Source organism: Kitasatospora sp. NPDC001683, from assembly GCF_053596495.1.
On record NZ_JBSFGK010000027.1, the window covers coordinates 39800 to 55154 of the forward strand.

At 68.6% G+C, this 15355-nt stretch carries 20 protein-coding genes; 19 read left to right on the forward strand and 1 reads right to left on the reverse strand.

Annotated elements, in window-relative coordinates:
* The first annotated feature begins 245 nt into the window (after nucleotides 1-245).
* Nucleotides 246-2135, forward strand: coding sequence for a hypothetical protein (locus ACWCYO_RS16890; protein WP_449784636.1), 1890 nt, complete (start codon nucleotides 246-248; stop codon nucleotides 2133-2135).
* An 89-nt stretch (nucleotides 2136-2224) separates the two neighbouring features.
* Here the strand turns inward: ACWCYO_RS16890 and ACWCYO_RS16895 are convergent, their stop codons facing one another.
* A complete protein-coding gene (locus tag ACWCYO_RS16895; RefSeq protein WP_449784637.1) occupies nucleotides 2225-4057 on the reverse strand; it encodes a hypothetical protein in 1833 nt (610 codons plus the stop codon).
* Between the two features lie 365 nt (nucleotides 4058-4422).
* On the opposite strand from ACWCYO_RS16895, the gene ACWCYO_RS16900 reads away from it, so the two are divergent.
* The 18 genes from ACWCYO_RS16900 (at nucleotide 4423) to rpsH (ending at nucleotide 15344) form a co-directional block, all read left to right on the forward strand.
* Nucleotides 4423-5316, forward strand: a complete 894-nt coding sequence (locus tag ACWCYO_RS16900; RefSeq protein WP_270146471.1) for a glycosyltransferase family 2 protein — start codon at nucleotides 4423-4425, stop codon at nucleotides 5314-5316.
* A 182-nt stretch (nucleotides 5317-5498) separates the two neighbouring features.
* Nucleotides 5499-7394, forward strand: coding sequence for a hypothetical protein (locus ACWCYO_RS16905; protein WP_270146472.1), 1896 nt, complete (start codon nucleotides 5499-5501; stop codon nucleotides 7392-7394).
* A 394-nt stretch (nucleotides 7395-7788) separates the two neighbouring features.
* Complete coding sequence (gene rpsJ / locus ACWCYO_RS16910; RefSeq protein ID WP_012785157.1) at nucleotides 7789-8097, forward strand: 30S ribosomal protein S10; 309 nt, start codon at nucleotides 7789-7791, stop codon at nucleotides 8095-8097.
* Between the two features lie 14 nt (nucleotides 8098-8111).
* Complete coding sequence (gene rplC / locus ACWCYO_RS16915) at nucleotides 8112-8759, forward strand: 50S ribosomal protein L3 (protein WP_270146473.1); 648 nt, start codon at nucleotides 8112-8114, stop codon at nucleotides 8757-8759.
* Nucleotides 8760-8763: 4 nt separating this feature from the next.
* Complete coding sequence (rplD, locus tag ACWCYO_RS16920; RefSeq protein WP_270146474.1) at nucleotides 8764-9441, forward strand: 50S ribosomal protein L4; 678 nt, start codon at nucleotides 8764-8766, stop codon at nucleotides 9439-9441.
* Nucleotides 9441-9758: a 50S ribosomal protein L23 gene (gene rplW, locus ACWCYO_RS16925; RefSeq protein ID WP_030280768.1), complete on the forward strand. Its 318-nt coding sequence runs from the start codon at nucleotides 9441-9443 to the stop codon at nucleotides 9756-9758. Before rplD ends, rplW begins: the two co-directional genes overlap by 1 nt.
* Nucleotides 9759-9804: 46 nt before the next feature.
* Entirely contained in the window at nucleotides 9805-10641 is an 837-nt protein-coding gene (gene rplB, locus ACWCYO_RS16930; protein WP_207810337.1) for a 50S ribosomal protein L2, read from the forward strand.
* A gap of 11 nt (nucleotides 10642-10652) precedes the next feature.
* Nucleotides 10653-10934: a 30S ribosomal protein S19 gene (rpsS, locus tag ACWCYO_RS16935; protein ID WP_030280772.1), complete on the forward strand. Its 282-nt coding sequence runs from the start codon at nucleotides 10653-10655 to the stop codon at nucleotides 10932-10934.
* Between the two features lie 82 nt (nucleotides 10935-11016).
* The gene (gene rplV, locus ACWCYO_RS16940; RefSeq protein ID WP_030280773.1) at nucleotides 11017-11364 is read left to right on the forward strand and encodes a 50S ribosomal protein L22; all 348 of its coding nucleotides are present in this window, start codon (nucleotides 11017-11019) and stop codon (nucleotides 11362-11364) included.
* Nucleotides 11364-12188, forward strand: a complete 825-nt coding sequence (rpsC, locus tag ACWCYO_RS16945; RefSeq protein WP_270146475.1) for a 30S ribosomal protein S3 — start codon at nucleotides 11364-11366, stop codon at nucleotides 12186-12188. The genes rplV and rpsC overlap by 1 nt, the downstream gene beginning before the upstream one ends.
* A gap of 5 nt (nucleotides 12189-12193) precedes the next feature.
* Nucleotides 12194-12613: a 50S ribosomal protein L16 gene (rplP, locus tag ACWCYO_RS16950; protein ID WP_030300385.1), complete on the forward strand. Its 420-nt coding sequence runs from the start codon at nucleotides 12194-12196 to the stop codon at nucleotides 12611-12613.
* Nucleotides 12613-12837, forward strand: coding sequence for a 50S ribosomal protein L29 (gene rpmC, locus ACWCYO_RS16955; RefSeq protein WP_030232478.1), 225 nt, complete (start codon nucleotides 12613-12615; stop codon nucleotides 12835-12837). Before rplP ends, rpmC begins: the two co-directional genes overlap by 1 nt.
* On the forward strand, nucleotides 12837-13109 hold the full coding sequence (gene rpsQ / locus ACWCYO_RS16960) for a 30S ribosomal protein S17 (RefSeq protein WP_030280777.1): 273 nt from the start codon (nucleotides 12837-12839) through the stop codon (nucleotides 13107-13109). Before rpmC ends, rpsQ begins: the two co-directional genes overlap by 1 nt.
* 99 nt (nucleotides 13110-13208) lie before the next feature.
* Entirely contained in the window at nucleotides 13209-13580 is a 372-nt protein-coding gene (gene rplN / locus ACWCYO_RS16965; RefSeq protein ID WP_030232481.1) for a 50S ribosomal protein L14, read from the forward strand.
* A 15-nt stretch (nucleotides 13581-13595) separates the two neighbouring features.
* Nucleotides 13596-13907 carry a 50S ribosomal protein L24 gene (rplX, locus tag ACWCYO_RS16970; RefSeq protein WP_270151185.1) on the forward strand — a complete coding sequence of 104 codons (312 nt, stop codon included), beginning with the start codon at nucleotides 13596-13598 and terminating at the stop codon, nucleotides 13905-13907.
* Nucleotides 13907-14476 carry a 50S ribosomal protein L5 gene (rplE, locus tag ACWCYO_RS16975; protein WP_030280779.1) on the forward strand — a complete coding sequence of 190 codons (570 nt, stop codon included), beginning with the start codon at nucleotides 13907-13909 and terminating at the stop codon, nucleotides 14474-14476. Before rplX ends, rplE begins: the two co-directional genes overlap by 1 nt.
* Before the next feature lie 4 nt (nucleotides 14477-14480).
* A complete protein-coding gene (locus ACWCYO_RS16980; protein WP_030055830.1) occupies nucleotides 14481-14666 on the forward strand; it encodes a type Z 30S ribosomal protein S14 in 186 nt (61 codons plus the stop codon).
* 270 nt (nucleotides 14667-14936) lie between these two features.
* Nucleotides 14937-15344 (forward strand): 30S ribosomal protein S8, encoded by a 408-nt coding sequence (gene rpsH, locus ACWCYO_RS16985; protein ID WP_207810340.1) that lies wholly within the window; start codon nucleotides 14937-14939, stop codon nucleotides 15342-15344.
* Nucleotides 15345-15355: the final 11 nt, after the last annotated feature.

Sequence of the window (15355 nt, forward strand, 5' to 3'; positions counted from 1 at the left end):
GACCATTCGGACAATTTACCTGCAGTTGGGTAATCAATTAATCGGTTGGTCGCCTCTGGTACCGTCGCCCGGATCACTGTCAAGTGCCGTATGAGGCCGAGTCGTGGATGGGTTGAGGTTCTCTCGTGGGCGTACTGGGGCTGTTGGCGGCTCTGTTGGCGACAGCCGTCGGCACGGCGCATGTGATCGGAGCGCTGGGGCCGTGGCGCGCCGCTGAGGCCCTGTCGGGCTGGATCCTGGCGGGGGTGGCCCAGTTGATCGGGCTGGCCCTGCTGGTCGGCGTCCCGGTCCACGGCCTGAAGCCGGTCCCGATGCTCGCCGTGGCCGTCCTGGCCGGCGCCGCCGAGGTGGTCGTGGTGCGCACTCGGCCCGACCTGCTGGTGCGTCACCGCGAGACGGTCTCCGGCGTCCTGCGGGCGGTCCGCCGCTGCGGGTCGGTCTGGCGCAACCCGGCCGTGGTCGTCCTCGCGCTGCTGGTGCTGGCCGGGTACGGCTGGCGGATCGCGCTCGGCTCGTTCGTCCTGCCCAGCGAGTGGGACGGCATGTGGTACCACCTGGTCGGCCCGGCCCAGTGGATCCAGGACGGCCACATCGGGCACACCCCGGCCGCGTTCTGGTCGGACGTCTACCCGCAGGGCCAGGAGGTCCTCGGGGCCTGGGCCGGTGTCTTCACCCACACCCTGCGCTGGTCGTGGGCCGCGGGCCTGCCGTTCTTCCTGCTCGGGTTCACCTCCGCGGTGGGCCTGGCGGTGCGGTTCGGCGCGCGCCGCGACCACGCGCTGCTCGGCGCGCTCGGCTTCCTGCTGATCCCCGCCGTCATCGCCCAGTCCTCGACCTCCTACGTCGACGTGGGCGCGGCGACCACCGCGACGGCCGCGTTCCAGTTCGTGCTGGCCCTGCCGAACGGCCGCGGCGCCGTCGAGGGGCGGCTGAACCACCTGTGGCTGGCCGGTGTGGCGCTCGCCCTCGGCACCAGCGTGAAGGCCTCCAACCTGCTGACCATGGCCTGCGTCGTCGCCGTGGGCGTCGGCCAGGTCGTCCTGACGATCGTCGCGGACCGCCGGGCGGCCGCCGCCGGCTCGACGGATCGCGGCCCGGCCGGGCCGCTGCGGCACGGGGTGGGCCGACTGGTGGTGTTGGGGACGGCCATGGTGCTGCCGTCGGTGCTGCTGTCCTCGTACTGGTACGTCCGGACCTGGATCAAGTACGACAACCCCTTTTACCCGTTCACGATGTTCGGGTTCATCGGCAAGGGGACCGTGCAGGACCTGATCATGGTCAACAACACCCCGGGCGTGATCAAGGCCGCCGGCGGCGTCCCGGGCCAGCTCTGGGAGTCGTGGACCACGCCGGTCGCCGTTCCCTTCTCGTACGACCAGCGGCTGGGCGGTCTCGGCACCGGGTGGCTCTGGGTGCTGTTCCCGGCCGTGATCGTGGGCGTGGTCGTCTTCGTCCGCCGCCGCCAGTGGGCGCCGCTGCTCGGCCTGCTGCTGCCGATGATGGTGATGGTCGCGGCCAGCCCGGGGCCGTGGTGGGCGCGCTACACCGTCTACCTGCCGATCCTGGGCGGGGTCTTCCTCGCGGTCTTCCTGACCTGGATCACCGGGACCGCCGAGCGGCCCGTCGGCGGGCTCGGGTACGCCCGGTGGGCGCTCGCGGTGGCCATCGGGTTCGCCCTGGTGGGCACCGCCGGGAACGCGGGGTGGAAGGCGAGCCAGCCCTCCTGGGTGGCGCCGTCGCCGGGCTGGCTGCCGACCTTCGACGCGTTCCGCGGGACGGTCGACCTGATGCAGCACCGCCGCACCCAGCAGGACAAGGTCTGGCCGTGGAGCGACTTCCCCAGCGCGCGGAAGCTGCCCAAGGGCTCGGTCATCGCGATCTCGGACCAGGGGCCGGACATCCGGCTGCCGCTGGTGGGCATGAAGATGGAGCGCAGGCTCGTCCAGGTGACCACCAACGACGACCTCAGGACCTTCGAGGCCGGCGTGCGCCGCAGCGGTGCCCAGTACCTCGCCCTCGACCCGTCCGGGTGGCGGGACAAGCAGATGATCAAGCTGGTCGAGTCCGACCCGACCCGGTTCCGGCTGGTCAGCGGGAACGACCCGGTCCACATCTACGCCTTCGACGGCCGCTGATCCGACCGGTCGACACCACGAAGCCCTTCCCGCGGACCTCTGCGGGAAGGGCTTCGTCGTACGGTCGTGCTGTCGTACTGGACCGGCGGTCAGCCGCTGACCAGCGCGGCCATCACCGCAGAGAGCCGCCCGGAGGCGGCGCCGGGCGCGCTCGCCTTCGGGTACGGGTTGCGGTCCGAGCAGGGCGACTTCAGCGGGTCCTGCTGCTGCAGCTGCTTCGCCTGCTCGGCGGCCCGCTGCTCCAGGAAGGTCGCGGCCTCCTCCGACGTCGCCGGCGTCCGGCACAGGTTCGCCGCCACGTACGGCGAGCAGCTGCCGTCGGGCGACCGCAGGGTCTGCGCCTCCCAGGCGAAATTGCCGTAGCCGGCCCGCACCGACGGGTCCTCCGGCATGTACTTGCCGGCGGTGGAGGAAGCGGCCATGCCGAACAGCAGCCCGAGGGCGCAGAACGCGCCGACCACGGCCCCGCGCGGCGTGCGGACGGCGGCCGGCGGTCCGGACGCGGCGGGCGCGGTCTTCAGCCGCCGGGTCCGGTAGCGGTCCGCGCCGAGGTGGAACGCGAACCCGGTGAGCGCGATGAAGCAGTACAGCAGCTGCCCGTTGGTGCGCGGGTACAGCATGATCGCCTGGTTCTGGAACATGTGGGCGGCGTACCAGTAGCGCATCAGGAAGGCGCTCGCCGCCGCCGCGGCCAGCGCCAGCACGACGGAGTTGCGCGGCCCGAGCGCGAGCGCCGCAGCGGCCCCGGCGAGCAGCAGCAGCACGAACAGGCCGACCCCGCCGATCTCGCCCGGCACCGGCCAGGTGGTGTACGCCAGCGAGCCGGGCACGTCGCTGCCCCACATCGCGAAGTAGCTGGGCTCGGTGTAGACGTCGAAGTAGCAGTACCGGTCGACGGCCGCACCGGCCGAGGTGAGCAGCTGGTACAGGTAGGCGCCGGAGACCAGCAGGAACGTCACGAAGGTGGCGCCCAGCAGCAGCAGGGCGACGCCCAGGGCGCGGAAGCCGTGCAGCCGCTGGAGCCGCACCAGGAGGATCAGCCCGAGCAGGGCGAGCCCCGCGGCGGACCAGACGAACCAGCCGGAGTACAGCAGGAACAGCACCCCGAGGGTCCCGCCGACGGCCGCGCCGAGCAGGACCGCCTCGCGTCGGCCGAGCAGCTGCGCGCGCTGGACCAGCTGCAGCAGCTTGGCCAGGACGGGGAGCAGGCCGACCAGGACCATCGAGGTGTACGGCTTGTACGGGTCCATCAGCGGCAGCGCCGAGGTGACGCCGATCCCGAGCGCCCACAGCGGGGGCAGCAGCAGCCGCCACGCGAGGTAGGCGGTGGGGCCCAGCAGCGCGGTGAACGCCAGGTCGAGCAGCTTGAGCGCGTGGCCCGGGTCCCCGTCGGTGAACAGGCGCGTGGACCAGCTCAGGAGGTGCGGGAACAGCGGGGGGTAGGTCGGATCCACCGATCCGCCGTGGAGCAGTTGGTACGCCCAGTTCTGCAGGGTCAGCGAGTCGCCGGCCTGACCGTTCAGCGGCCAGCTGGTGCCCTTCAGCGCGACCGAGATGCCCGCCGCGGTAATTCCGGTGGCGAGGCCGGAGATTACCGCCGCGCCGAGTTGCACCGGAAGCAGTTTCCGGTGGCGCATTGCCGGAATGACCGCGGCGAGCGTCGCCCCGAGCAGCAGCAGCAGAAAGAGCTGGAGCCAGGCGAGTCCGCTCACCTGGCCCATCCGCACCATGGGATTCACGTCCGCGTAACGCGCCAGCCACGTGGTGAACAGCGCGACGACGACTCCCGTGGCGCCCTCGGCGATCAGCCACCACCGCGATTCGGGGCGGCCGGTGGCCGGGCGCGGGGAGGGGTAGGGATCCGGCGGGGTGGCGCGCGGCCGGCCTGTCTCTTCGAGGCCGTCGAGTGCGCTGATGGTCATTCGGGAACCCTTCGAAACCCGGTGGGGGCGCGGTGCCCCGAAGGGGACTGTAACAGTAGCCTGATATTGCCATCGGTGGCGCACGGAATACCCGGAATGGGCTGACATGGCGGACAACCGGCACGCGGATCGGACATTCCGGGTGCGGCGCGGAAATCCGCATTTCCGGACGGCGCCTTGAACCGGGAGATCCGCCGGGGCCGTTCTCCCCGGGTGCCGGCCGGTCGCTCACGGCGGCCGGTGCGACGGTCCGGAGCGGCACCGCTCGGCGATCACCGGTCGGAAGCTGGTTGACTTGGCTCGCCCGGCGGCCGCGGCCGGACGGCACCGAAGCACGACCCAGGACCAGGAGGTGCGGCGCCGCCATGAGCGTCGATTTCGTCATCCCGTACTACGGCGACCCGGAGTACCTGTTCGCCACCATCGACAGCATCCGGGCGCAGCACCAGCAGGACTGGCGGCTGACCGTGGTGGACGACCAGTACCCGGGCAACCGGGCGCTGGAGTACATCGAGGGCCTGGCCGACGAGCGGATCCGCTACGTCCGCAACGAGGAGCGGCTCGGCCCCAACGGCAACACCTACAAGGCCTCCACCCTGGCCGAGCGCGAGTTCGTCTCGATGATGGGTGCCGACGACCTGCTGGAGCCGAACTACCTGGACGTCGTCCTGGAGCGGATGAAGGCCGACCCGAACGCGATCGCGGTCCAGCCGGGCGTGAAGGTGATGGACAGCGACGGGGTCCTGGTGCCGTCGCTCGGCATCGGTGACAAGGTCAAGCGCCGGATCGCCGCTCCGGCCCGCAAGGCGGGCCTGATCAGCGGCGAGGACGCGGTGAAGAGCCTGCTGTCCGGGAACTGGCTGTACACCCCGTCGCTGCTCTACCGGCAGTCCGCGCTGTCGAAGATCCCGTACCGCCCGGACATCGACGCCGTCCACGACCTGGCGTTCATGGTCGACATGCTGATGGAGGGCGGCAACCTGCTGGTCGACGAGCGCGAGGTGTTCCGCTACCGCCGCCACCAGGCCAGCGACTCCTCGACCCGGGTCAAGGACGGCAAGCGCTTCGACGAGGAGCTGCGCTACTACGGGCTGATCGCCAAGGAACTGCGCGCCAAGGGCTGGAACGCGGCGGCCCGCTCGGCCGACCTGCACCTGTCGTCCCGGCTGCACGCCCTGATGGTCGCCGCCGGACGCCTCGGCGCGGGCGACTTCGCCCATGCCGGAGCCATGGTCGGCCGCGCCGTCCGCAGCAGCTGACCCGGCCCGGGAGCGGCCTGCGGCGGGGCCTCGTCCGCCGAATGATCACACTGGCTCCACATCAGGCCGCATGGCAGACTTCCCGAGCGATCCAAGGAGTGGGGGTGCGTGCAGGTGACTCGCGGCGCACCTGCAAGTAGGACATGACAAGTGCTGGTTCCAACAACGAGGGAAGTGCCCCGGTGCAGCCGTTGATCGATTCTGCCCAGGAGCCCGGCGGGCGGAGATTGCGGGAGGACGGCGACGGGAACGCGACCGCGGCCGCCGCCGAGCAGTCGACGCCCTCGGCGCTGCTGGTCCGGCTGCGGGCCCTCGCCGCCCACCGCTGGTTCTGGCCGGTGGCCCTGGTGCTCGGCTACCTCGGGCAGACGGCGTTCCGGCTGGCGCTGTCGATCCACAACTACTACCCCTCGGTGCACGCGGACGAGGACGGCTACCTCGCGATCGCGCGGGTGCTGGCCGGCCACCCGGCCAGCGAGATGCCCACCGGCGTGATCATCCCCGGCGGCTACCCGCTGCTGATCTCGCCGGCGCTGCGGCTCGCCGACAACCCGGCCACCGCGTACCACCTGATCATGGTCATCAACGCGGTGCTCAACGCGTTGGTCTTCCCCCTGGTCTTCGTGGCGGCCCGCCGGCTGGGCCTGTCCCGTCCGCACGCCTTCCTGGCCGGCACCGCCGTCGCGCTGGTGCCGCCGGTGATCTTCTACTCCCAGTTCGTGATGACGGACGCCGTCCTTCCGGTGCTCCTGCTCATCTGGCTGATCGGGATGCACGGCTGGCTCTCGCCCGGGTCGATGCGCCGGCGCTCGCTGTACGCGGCGGCGATGAGCCTGGCCGCCGGTTACTCGATGGCCACCCACGACCGCGGCGGCGTGGTCGTGGCGCTGACCGCCCTGGTCCTGCTGGTGGTGCTGGCCCTCGGCTGGGCCCCGCGCCTCTCGGCGGTGGCCGGTGTGGCCGCGCTCGCGGTGGCCTACGCCGGCGTGAAGCTGCTGTCCGCCTACGTCACCGGCCAGTTCAAGGACGTGCCCGACGCCGGGGTGGGCAACAAGGTCTTCGACAACCTCGAGAACGGCAAGCTCACCACCACGATCATCGTCCGCACGTTCGGCGAGCTGTGGTACTTCACCACCTCGACCTACGGCCTCGGGGCGATCGCCTTCGTGCTGTGCGTGGTGGCCGTGTTCCACCGCCGCTTCCCGGTGGCCCAGCGGGTGGTGGCCTTCTGCATGGTCGCCCTGCTGTGCGGCACCGCACTGGCCTCCGCGGCCGGTCTCGCGGACGACAACCGGGTCGACAACTGGGTGTACGCCCGCTACTGCGCCGTGCTGGTGCCGGTGTTCATGCTGGTCGGCCTGGCCGTGCTGTTCCGGTCCGGGACGCGTTCGCTGCTGCGGCTGGCCGCGGTCGGCGTGGTGGTCATCGGGATCGCCATGCTGTCGGTCACCGAGTACGCGGGTTCCAAGCTCAACGTGTGGATCATCCCGTGGGCCGTGCCGGACGCGCAGTTCCTCTCCTCGGCCTGGGACGGCCTGCACATGGTCCGGACCACCCTGGGCGCGCTCGCCGTGCTGGCCGTCTGCCTGCTGCTGCGGGTGGCCGGCGGCCGCCGGATCGTCGCGGCCCTGGTCGGCTGCCTGACGATCTTCGCCGCCTACGCCACGGTCGCCGTCACCGACAACGTGGCCAAGCCGCACGCCAAGTTCCGCAAGTACGAGTCCGTCGGCCTGGCCAAGGAGGCCGGCATCCGCAAGGACGACAGCGTGATCCTGGACTGGGACCTGCCCTGGGGCACCCGGATGTCGCTGACCTTCGAGGTCTACCAGGGCCGGGTCTGGACCAGCAACGTCAAGCACGGCAACACCCCGCCGGAGCAGGCCACCGCCATGCTGCTGACCTACCCCAAGCCCAAGGACGACGCCGCCAAGGATGCGAAGGACGCGAAGGGCGCGAAGGACGCCAAGGGCAAGGAGCCCGAGGTGAAGCCGGAGGACAGCTGGGACAAGCCGCTCCCGGGCTGGCACGTCGCGAAGTCCAGCAAGGACCACGACTGGGTGCTCTGGCGCAAGGACTGAGCAGCGGGACCACCCCGTCGGGGCCGGTGAGGTACGCCTCACCGGCCCCGATTGGCATCCCGGCTGCTCCATGTGGCAGTATGTCCAAGTTGCTCGGTTGAGTGCCGATGCTGCGCGCCTCCCGCCGGGAGGACTGGAAGCGAGTCCCATGTACTCGTCGTTCCCGTGATGGCCGTCAAGCGTGAGTTCTACGCCACGGCAGCTGCGGGGCGAAAGTACGGGAATCTTCCGGGAAGCGTGAGCGGGGCCTCGACCCGGCTGCCCCCCCACCCCGAAAGTTCGAAACCGACGAAGTACTTCGCCGGTTTTTTGCAAGCGCGAGTGCGACACGCCCGAGCGCGGGGGTCGGAGGGGGGTCGTGAAGTGACTAAGGACAAAGGACTACTGAGTAGCCATGGCGGGACAGAAGATCCGCATCCGGCTCAAGGCCTACGACCACGAGGTCATCGACTCCTCGGCGAAGAAGATCGTCGAGACGGTGATCCGTACTGGTGCGCAGGTCGCGGGCCCGGTGCCGCTGCCCACTGAGAAGAACGTGTACTGCGTCATCCGCTCGCCGCACAAGTACAAGGACTCGCGCGAGCACTTCGAGATGCGTACTCACAAGCGTCTGATCGACATCCTCGACCCCACGCCGAAGACGGTTGACTCGCTGATGCGTCTCGACCTGCCGGCCGGCGTCGACATCGAGATCAAGCTCTGAGAGGCGCACCGAAGATGGCTAAGCAGATTAAGGGCATCCTGGGCGAGAAGCTCGGCATGACCCAGGTCTGGGACGAGAACAACCGGGTCGTCCCGGTGACCGTCGTCAAGGCCGGGCCGAATGTCGTGACCCAGGTCCACACCGCCGACAGCCCGGCCGGCTACAGCGCCGTCCAGCTCGGCTTCGGCGAGATCGACCCCCGCAAGGTGAACAAGCCCCTCGCGGGCCACTTCGCCAAGGCCGGTGTCACCCCGCGCCGCCACCTGGTCGAGATCCGTACCTCGGACGCGTCCGAGTACACCCTGGGCCAGGAGATCACCGCCGAGCTGTTCGAGGCGGGTGTCAAGGTCGACGTGACCGGCACCTCCAAGGGCAAGGGCTTCGCCGGTGTCATGAAGCGCCACAACTTCCGTGGTCTCGGCGCCGGTCACGGCACCCAGCGCAAGCACCGCTCGCCCGGTTCCATCGGTGGCTGCGCCACCCCGGGCCGTGTGTTCAAGGGCCTGCGCATGGCTGGTCGGATGGGCCACGAGCGTGTGACCACCCAGAACCTGACCGTGCACGCGGTCGACGCGGAGAAGGGTCTGCTGCTCATCAAGGGCGCCGTCCCGGGCCCGAACGGCGGCCTCGTCCTCGTCCGCACCGCGGCGAAGGGGCTGTGAGGAAATGAGCACCATTGACATCCTGTCGCCGGCTGGCGACAAGACCGGCAGCATCGAGCTGCCGGCCGAGATCTTCGACGCGAAGGTCAGCGTTCCGCTGATGCACCAGGTCGTCGTGGCGCAGCTCGCTGCGGCCCGTCAGGGCACCCACAAGACCAAGACTCGCGGCGAGGTCCGCGGTGGCGGCAAGAAGCCGTACCGCCAGAAGGGCACCGGCCGCGCCCGTCAGGGCTCGACCCGTGCGCCGCAGTTCGCCGGCGGTGGCGTCGTGCACGGTCCCGTGCCGCGCGACTACTCGCAGCGGACCCCGAAGAAGATGATCGCCGCCGCCCTGCGCGGTGCGCTCACCGACCGGGCCCGCCACAACCGCATTCACGTCGTCACCGGCGTGACCGCGACCGAGGCGCCGTCGACCAAGGCCGCCAAGGGCCTGTTCGGCAAGATCACCGACCGCAAGAACGTCCTCCTGGTCGTCGAGCGTTCGGACGAGCTGGGCCTCAAGTCCGCTCGCAACCTGCCGAACGTCCACATCCTGGACGCCGGTCAGCTGAACACCTACGACGTGCTCGTCTCCGACGATGTGGTCTTCACCCAGGCCGCCTTCGAGCGTTTCGTGGCCGGTCCGGCCGCGTCCGCCAAGGCCGTTGCCGCTGAGGGCGAGCTCGAAGGGAGCGCCGCCTGATGAGCGACGTTACGAGCAAGACGTTCACGGACCCCCGTGACGTCCTGGTGAAGCCGGTCATCTCGGAGAAGAGCTACTCGCTCCTCGACGAGAACAAGTACACGTTCATCGTGTCGCCGGGCGCCAACAAGACCCAGATCAAGCAGGCTGTCGAGGCGGTCTTCTCGGTCAAGGTCGAGGCTGTCAACACGATCAACCGTCAGGGCAAGCGCAAGCGCTCCAAGACGGGCTTTGGCAAGCGCAAGGACACCAAGCGCGCCATCGTGACGCTGGCCGAGGGCAACCGCATCGACATCTTCGGTGGTCCGGTCTCCTGAACCAGGAGATCGTGATCGTCGATTAGGACGAGGACGAGAGAGCCAAATGGGCATCCGCAAGTACAAGCCGACCACGCCGGGCCGTCGCGGCTCCAGCGTGGCCGACTTCGTAGAAATCACGCGGTCCACCCCGGAGAAGTCGCTGGTTCGCCCCCTGCACAGCAAGGGCGGCCGCAACAACGCCGGTCGTGTCACCGCTCGCCACCAGGGTGGCGGTCACAAGCGCGCCTACCGCGTGATCGACTTCCGTCGTCACGACAAGGACGGCGTGCCGGCCAAGGTCGCGCACATCGAGTACGACCCGAACCGCACCGCGCGCATCGCGCTCCTGCACTACGCGGACGGCGAGAAGCGCTACATCATCGCTCCGCGCGGCATCACGCAGGGTGACCGGATCGAGAACGGCGCTGGCGCCGACATCAAGCCGGGCAACAACCTGCCGCTGCGCAACATCCCGGTCGGTACCACCATCCACGCGGTGGAGCTGCGTCCCGGTGGCGGTGCCAAGCTGGCCCGCTCCGCCGGTTCCGGCATCCAGCTGCTGGCGCGTGAGGGCAAGATGGCGCACCTGCGCATGCCCTCCGGTGAGATCCGCCTGGTCGACGCGCGCTGCCGCGCCACCGTCGGCGAGGTCGGCAACGCCGAGCAGTCGAACATCAACTGGGGCAAGGCCGGCCGCATGCGCTGGAAGGGCGTCCGCCCGACCGTGCGTGGTGTCGCCATGAACCCGATCGACCACCCGCACGGTGGTGGTGAGGGTAAGACCTCCGGTGGTCGCCACCCGGTCTCGCCGTGGGGTAAGCCCGAGGGCCGTACCCGTCGCCCGAACAAGGCGTCGGACAAGCTCATCGTGCGCCGCCGCAAGACCAACAAGAAGCGCTAGGAGCAGGTCAGATGCCGCGCAGTCTCAAGAAGGGCCCCTTCATCGACGGCCACCTCATCAAGAAGGTGGACGCTCAGAACGAGGCGGGTACCCAGAACGTCATCAAGACCTGGTCCCGTCGTTCCGTGATCTCGCCGAGCATGCTCGGTCACACGATCGCGGTCCACGATGGCCGCAAGCACGTCCCGGTGTTCGTCACCGAGTCGATGGTCGGCCACAAGCTCGGCGAGTTCGCTCCGACCCGCACCTTCCGTGGTCACGTGAAGGAAGACCGGAAGTCGAAGCGCCGCTAACTAGCCCGTCTGTGGCCCCGGCCACAGGGCTGAGCTTCAGCGCCAGAACGACTCAATGACTTACTCCATTAAGGGGACAACCATGGAAGCCAGGGCTCAGGCGCGGTACATCCGCGTGACGCCCATGAAGGCCCGCCGCGTGGTGGACCTCATCCGTGGCATGAATGCCACGGAGGCCCAGGCCGTCCTGCGTTTCGCTCCGCAGGCCGCCACCGTGCCGGTCGGCAAGGTGCTCGACAGCGCCATCGCCAACGCCGCGCACAACTACAACCACTCCAACGTGGACGACCTCTACATCTCCGAGGCGTACGTTGACGAGGGTCCGACCCTGAAGCGGTTCCGTCCGCGTGCCCAGGGCCGTGCCTACCGGATCCGCAAGCGGACCAGCCACATCACCGTGGTCGTCAGCAGCAAGGAAGGGACCCGGTAATGGGCCAGAAGGTTAACCCGCACGGGTTCCGCCTCGGCATCAGCACGGACTTCAAGTCCCGCTGGTACGCCGACAAGCTGTACAAGGACTACGTCAAGGAAGACGTCGCCATTCGTCGCATGATGACGAAGGGCATGGAGCGCGCCGGCATCTCCAAGGTCGAGATCGAGCGCACCCGCGACCGCGTCCGCGTCGACATCCACACCGCCCGCCCCGGCATCGTCATCGGTCGCCGTGGCACCGAGGCCGACCGCATCCGCGGCGACCTCGAGAAGCTGACCGGCAAGCAGGTCCAGCTGAACATCCTCGAGGTCAAGAACCCCGAGCTGGACGCCCAGCTCGTGGCTCAGGGCGTCGCGGAGCAGCTGTCCTCCCGCGTCTCCTTCCGTCGTGCCATGCGCAAGTCGATGCAGGGCACCATGAAGTCCGGCGCCAAGGGCATCAAGGTCCAGTGCTCCGGTCGTCTCGGCGGCGCCGAGATGAGCCGTTCGGAGTTCTACCGCGAGGGTCGCGTGCCGCTGCACACCCTGCGTGCGAACGTCGACTACGGCTTCTTCGAGGCCAAGACCACCTTCGGCCGCATCGGCGTGAAGGTCTGGATCTACAAGGGCGACGTCAAGAACATCGCCGAGGTCCGCGCTGAGAACGCCGCTGCCCGCTCGGGCAACCGCCCGGCCCGTCCCGAGGGTGGTCGTCCCGCCCGCGGTGGCGAGCGCCGTGGTGGCGAGCGCGGTGGCCGTGGCCGTCGTCCCGCCGCTGCCGAGGCCCCCGCGGCCCAGGCCGTCGAGGCTCCGGCTGCTGAGAACACCGGAACGGAGGCCTGACCCCAATGCTGATCCCCCGTCGGGTCAAGCACCGCAAGCAGCACCACCCGAAGCGTCGCGGCGCTTCCAAGGGTGGCACCGAGCTGGCGTTCGGCCAGTTCGGCATCCAGGCCGTGACCCCGGCCTACGTGACGAACCGTCAGATCGAGTCCGCTCGTATCGCGATCACCCGTCACATCCGTCGTGGCGGCAAGGTCTGGATCAACATCTACCCGGACCGCCCGCTCACCAAGAAGCCGGCCGAGACCCGCATGGGTTCCGGTAAGGGTTCGCCGGAGTGGTGGATCGCGAACGTGCACCCGGGTCGGGTCATGTTCGAGCTGTCGTACCCGAACGAGAAGGTTGCTCGCGAGGCGCTCACCCGCGCCGCGCACAAGCTGCCGATGAAGTGCCGGATCGTCCGGCGCGAGGACGGTGAGAGCTGATGTCGGCCGCTACCAAGGCTGCTGAGCTTCGCTCGCTGGACAACGAGGGTCTCGTTGCCAAGCTGCGCGAGGCCAAGGAGGAGCTGTTCAACCTCCGCTTCCAGGCGGCGACCGGGCAGCTCGACAACCACGGACGGCTCAAGCTCGTCCGCAAGGACATCGCGCGGATCTACACCCTGATGCGCGAGCGCGAGCTGGGCATCGAGACGGTGGAGAACGCCTGATGACTGAGAACACCAACGAGACGCGCGGTTTCCGCAAGACCCGTGAGGGTCTCGTCGTCAGCGACAAGATGGACAAGACCGTCGTCGTCGCCGTCGAGGACCGCGTCAAGCACGCTCTGTACGGCAAGGTCATCCGCCGTACGAACAAGCTGAAGGCGCACGACGAGCAGAACGCGTGCGGCGTGGGCGACCGGGTCCTCCTCGCGGAGACCCGCCCGCTGTCCGCGACGAAGCGCTGGCGCGTCGTCGAGATCCTCGAGAAGGCCAAGTAACGAAGCCGATGAGGTACGGCCGTATGTGCACCGGGTCCCAGGACGCCGGTGTGAGCAGCGGCCGGCCCGTCGACTCTCGTTGACGATCAGGAGAAAGCTGTGATCCAGCAGGAGTCGCGACTGCGTGTTGCCGACAACACTGGTGCCAAGGAGATCCTTTGCATCCGTGTTCTCGGTGGCTCCGGTCGCCGCTACGCCGGAATCGGGGACGTCATCGTCGCGACCGTCAAGGACGCGATCCCCGGTGGTTCGGTGAAGAAGGGTGACGTCGTCAAGTGCGTCGTCGTCCGCACCGTCAAGGAGCGCCGTCGTCCGGATGGCTCGTACATCCGCTTCGACGAGAACGCCGCCGTCGTGCTGAAGAACACCGAGGGTGACCCCCGTGGCACCCGCATCTTCGGCCCGGTCGGCCGCGAGCTGCGCGACAAGAAGTTCATGAAGATCATCTCGCTGGCGCCGGAGGTGCTCTAACCCATGGCGAACAGCATGAAGATCAAGAAGGGTGACCTGGTCCAGGTCATCACCGGCAAGGACAAGGGCAAGCAGGGCAAGGTCATCCAGGCCCTGCCGGCCGAGAACAAGGTCCTGGTCGAGGGTGTCAACCGGGTCAAGAAGCACACCAAGCCGGGTCCGGGTACCCAGGGTGGCATCGTGACCGTCGAGGCCCCGGTGCACGTCTCCAACGTCCAGCTGGTCGTGGAGAAGGACGGCAAGAAGGTCGTCACCCGCGTCGGCTACCGCTTCGACGACCAGGGCAACAAGATCCGCGTTGCCAAGCGGACCGGTGAGGACATCTGATGTCTGAGACGACTGTTGAGAAGGTGGCCCCCCGCCTCAAGGAGCGTTACAACTCCGAGATCAAGGGCCAGCTGCAGGAGCAGTTCTCGTACGAGAACGTCATGCTGATCCCCGGCCTGGTCAAGGTCGTGGTCAACATGGGTGTCGGCGAGGCCGCCCGTGACAGCAAGCTGATCGAGGGCGCGATCCGCGACCTGACCGCGATCACCGGTCAGAAGCCGGCCGTGACCAAGGCTCGCAAGTCCATCGCGCAGTTCAAGCTGCGCGAGGGCCAGCCGATCGGCACCCACGTCACCCTCCGTGGTGACCGCATGTGGGAGTTCCTGGACCGTCTGGTTTCGCTGGCCCTGCCGCGAATCCGTGACTTCCGTGGTCTCTCCCCGAAGCAGTTCGACGGCCGTGGCAACTACACCTTCGGTCTGACCGAGCAGGTTATGTTCCACGAGATCGACCAGGACAAGGTCGACCGTCAGCGCGGTATGGACATCACCGTCGTGACCACCGCTCAGACCGACGACGAGGGCCGGGCGCTGCTGCGCGCTCTGGGCTTCCCGTTCAAGGAGGCGTGAGCCAATGGCGAAGAAGTCCCTCATCGCGAAGTCCGAGCGCAAGCCGAAGTTCGGCGTCCGGGCCTACACCCGGTGCCAGCGCTGCGGCCGTCCGCACTCGGTGTACCGCAAGTTCGGCCTCTGCCGTGTCTGCCTCCGTGAGATGGCGCACCGCGGCGAGCTGCCGGGCGTGACCAAGAGCTCCTGGTAATCCAAGAGCCCTAGGCACAGCTAGCGACGCAGAGGTGCCCGATCCCACACCGGCCCGTTTTGGGTCTGCCGTACGGATTCCCGTAAGGTAGTGGGGTCGGGCCCCCTGCCACGGCTTCCCCATGGACGTCCGTGGCCCTTCTTCGGGAGGGCTCGCACCCAGTCTTACTACGTCGCAGGTCCCCTGCGCTTGTGCCCCTGGCGAACTCGGAAGAGTGCGGCAGGGGGACCTGGCGCGGAGAAACCACGGCGAGAGAGGCCTGAGGCCATCATGACCATGACCGACCCCATCGCAGACATGCTCACGCGTCTGCGTAACGCGAACTCGGCGTACCACGACTCTGTCGCGATGCCGTCGAGCAAGATCAAGGCGCACGTCGCCGAGATCCTGCAGCAGGAGGGTTACATCTCCTCCTACAAGGTTGAGGAGCCCGCTGAGGGCGAGGTCGGCAAGAAGCTGACCATCGAGCTCAAGTTCGGTCCCAACCGTGAGCGCTCCATCGCCGGCATCAAGCGCATCAGCAAGCCGGGTCTGCGTGTTTACGCAAAGTCCACCAACCTGCCGAAGGTGCTCGGCGGCCTGGGCGTGGCGATCATCTCCACGTCGTCCGGCCTCCTGACCGACAAGCAGGCCGCCAAGAAGGGCGTAGGCGGAGAAGTTCTCGCCTACGTCTGGTAATTCGGGAAACG